Source organism: Virgibacillus halodenitrificans JCM 12304 (assembly GCF_001310895.1).
GTDB lineage: Bacteria > Bacillota > Bacilli > Bacillales > Amphibacillaceae > Virgibacillus_Q > Virgibacillus_Q halodenitrificans.
Map to the genome: position 1 here is coordinate 1 of NZ_BAZS01000069.1, position 2,217 is coordinate 2,217.

2 protein-coding genes and 12 tRNA genes are annotated in these 2,217 nt (G+C 41.6%); all 14 read left to right on the forward strand.

The window, feature by feature from the left end; translation table 11 throughout:
* Window positions 1-110: 110 nt before the first annotated feature.
* The 14 genes from JCM12304_RS18720 to JCM12304_RS18785 all read left to right on the forward strand — a co-directional run bounded on the left by JCM12304_RS18720 (window position 111) and on the right by JCM12304_RS18785 (window position 2,143).
* Window positions 111-569: a SprT family protein gene (locus tag JCM12304_RS18720; protein WP_019379206.1), complete on the forward strand. Its 459-nt coding sequence runs from the start codon at window positions 111-113 to the stop codon at window positions 567-569.
* Window positions 570-742: 173 nt separating this feature from the next.
* Window positions 743-817, forward strand: a tRNA-Asn gene (locus JCM12304_RS18725).
* A 3-nt stretch (window positions 818-820) separates the two neighbouring features.
* A tRNA-Ser gene (locus tag JCM12304_RS18730) sits at window positions 821-911 on the forward strand.
* Between the two features lie 7 nt (window positions 912-918).
* Window positions 919-990: transfer RNA gene (locus JCM12304_RS18735), tRNA-Glu, on the forward strand.
* Window positions 991-1,014: 24 nt separating this feature from the next.
* A tRNA-Asp gene (locus JCM12304_RS18740) sits at window positions 1,015-1,091 on the forward strand.
* 5 nt (window positions 1,092-1,096) lie between these two features.
* Window positions 1,097-1,171, forward strand: a tRNA-Gln gene (locus JCM12304_RS18745).
* 55 nt (window positions 1,172-1,226) lie between these two features.
* Window positions 1,227-1,427, forward strand: a complete 201-nt coding sequence (locus JCM12304_RS18750) for a hypothetical protein (RefSeq protein WP_060681994.1) — start codon at window positions 1,227-1,229, stop codon at window positions 1,425-1,427.
* A gap of 23 nt (window positions 1,428-1,450) precedes the next feature.
* Window positions 1,451-1,526 (forward strand) — tRNA-Lys (locus JCM12304_RS18755).
* Window positions 1,527-1,543: 17 nt separating this feature from the next.
* Window positions 1,544-1,625, forward strand: a tRNA-Leu gene (locus tag JCM12304_RS18760).
* A gap of 34 nt (window positions 1,626-1,659) precedes the next feature.
* Window positions 1,660-1,742 (forward strand) — tRNA-Leu (locus JCM12304_RS18765).
* Window positions 1,743-1,800: 58 nt separating this feature from the next.
* Window positions 1,801-1,877: transfer RNA gene (locus JCM12304_RS18770), tRNA-Arg, on the forward strand.
* A 5-nt stretch (window positions 1,878-1,882) separates the two neighbouring features.
* Window positions 1,883-1,959: transfer RNA gene (locus JCM12304_RS18775), tRNA-Pro, on the forward strand.
* A 32-nt stretch (window positions 1,960-1,991) separates the two neighbouring features.
* Window positions 1,992-2,064 (forward strand) — tRNA-Gly (locus JCM12304_RS18780).
* Between the two features lie 5 nt (window positions 2,065-2,069).
* Window positions 2,070-2,143, forward strand: a tRNA-Ile gene (locus JCM12304_RS18785).
* Window positions 2,144-2,217: the final 74 nt, after the last annotated feature.

Genomic DNA, 2,217 nt, shown 5'->3' on the forward strand with positions numbered 1-2,217 from the left:
AGGATAAAAATCAAATAATTTATTTATATTAATTATAAATAAATATTTTGCTGGTCAGGTAGTCTCGTGATAATATGAAGGAGAGAACACAAGGAGGAAGGGGGATAATTATGCAGTTATTAAATGAAAAAGAACTTTTCTCTCTTGTTAATGAGCTTTCTTTAGCGTATTTTCATAAACCTTTCATAGATAAAGTGGAATTCAACCATAGACTCCGTACCACAGGAGGAAGATACATACCAAATAAAAGAGTTGTTGAGTTAAATCCTAAGTATTTTATTGAGGGTGATAAGGAAGAGTTTGTTGGGATAATAAAACACGAACTGTGCCATTATCATCTTCATATAGAAGGTAAGGGGTATAAGCATGGCGATAAAGAATTCAAAGAGCTATTGGCGGCGACTCGGTCTCCAAGACATTGCCAACCTCTTCCTTCACATAAAATAGAATACAAGCATAAATACATATGTAAAAAATGTAGTTTCATCTATAATAGAAGAAGAAGAGTTAATACCCAAAAGTATAGTTGTGGTAGATGCAGGGGGAAACTTAAGGAAGTAAAGGAATAAAAAATATAAAAAAATCACCATTATTTATTGACGAAATGTGTCATCCGTGTTAAATTAAATAAGCTGTTAAATACAGCAACACAGTCATAAATTTTTAAGTGAAAAAGTTATTGACAATTACTGATAGATATTGTATTATATATTTCGTTGTCCAATACAACATTTAATAATATTCCACAGTAGCTCAGTGGTAGAGCTATCGGCTGTTAACCGATCGGTCGTAGGTTCGAATCCTACCTGTGGAGCCAAGTGGAGAAGTACTCAAGTGGCTGAAGAGGCGCCCCTGCTAAGGGTGTAGGTCGTGTAAGCGGCGCGAGGGTTCAAATCCCTCCTTCTCCGCCATTTATATGGCCCGTTGGTCAAGCGGTTAAGACACCGCCCTTTCACGGCGGTAACACGGGTTCGAATCCCGTACGGGTCATCTTTCTTAAAAATAAATAGGTTGGGTCCGGTAGTTCAGTTGGTTAGAATGCCTGCCTGTCACGCAGGAGGTCGCGGGTTCGAGTCCCGTCCGGACCGCCAGATGTTGGGCTATAGCCAAGCGGTAAGGCATCGGGTTTTGATCCCGTGTATCCTAGGTTCGAATCCTAGTAGCCCAGCCATTTTATTTTCATGAAAAGGTCATAGAAGAAGTGAAAGCTTCCTTTTATTAATGCGATGAGTTTATATAATGAATTGAAGTTATATATACTATTAGTAGATAGTATTTTTTTATTTGATAAGCAAGAGCCATTAGCTCAGATGGTAGAGCAACGAGCAATACATCTACCGAACAAGCTGCAAAGTAACCCCGATGCACAAGACTTCTTTGAACAAGCAATTAGAAGCAGGGGTACACTTGATGAACATGAAACATAACTATAAAAATACTCATTTAACATGAGCCATTAGCTCAGTTGGTAGAGCATCTGACTTTTAATCAGAGGGTCGAAGGTTCGAATCCTTCATGGCTCACCATTTTATTTTTAAAGTATGCGGGTGTGGCGGAATTGGCAGACGCGCTAGACTTAGGATCTAGTGTCTTCGGACGTGGGGGTTCAACTCCCTCCACCCGCATCTACAATCAACCTTAATTGTCTATTAAATCTATGCGGTCGTGGCGGAATGGCAGACGCGCTAGGTTGAGGGCCTAGTGGGGGCGACCCCGTGGAGGTTCAAGTCCTCTCGGCCGCACTTGATGATAAAGTTGATTGCAGAAAAAGCAATATATTATAGTAACTGTTGGTATTTTGCGCCCGTAGCTCAATTGGATAGAGCGTTTGACTACGGATCAAGAGGTTAGGGGTTCGACTCCTCTCGGGCGCGCCATTTTACGGGAAGTAGCTCAGCTTGGTAGAGCACATGGTTTGGGACCATGGGGTCGCAGGTTCAAATCCTGTCTTCCCGACCATCGAGATTTATTAAAGTTCTTCTTATTAGTATGCGGGTGTAGTTTAGTGGTAAAACCTCAGCCTTCCAAGCTGATGATGAGGTTCGATTCCCTTCACCCGCTCCAAGCATGGGCCTGTAGCTCAGCTGGTTAGAGCGCACGCCTGATAAGCGTGAGGTCGGTGGTTCGAGTCCACTCAGGCCCATCACACTTTTGAAAAAAGTGTTGACATCCCATTTAGGGTATGATATGATTTAAAAGTTGCTTCGATAAGAAGCT

Bases quoted from the DNA above. Each gene is read 5' to 3' on its own strand.
- JCM12304_RS18720 (WP_019379206.1), top strand. From the start codon at position 111: ATGCAGTTATTAAATGAAAAAGAACTTTTCTCTCTTGTTAATGAGCTT.
- JCM12304_RS18750 (WP_060681994.1), top strand. From the start codon at position 1,227: ATGAGTTTATATAATGAATTGAAGTTATATATACTATTAGTAGATAGT.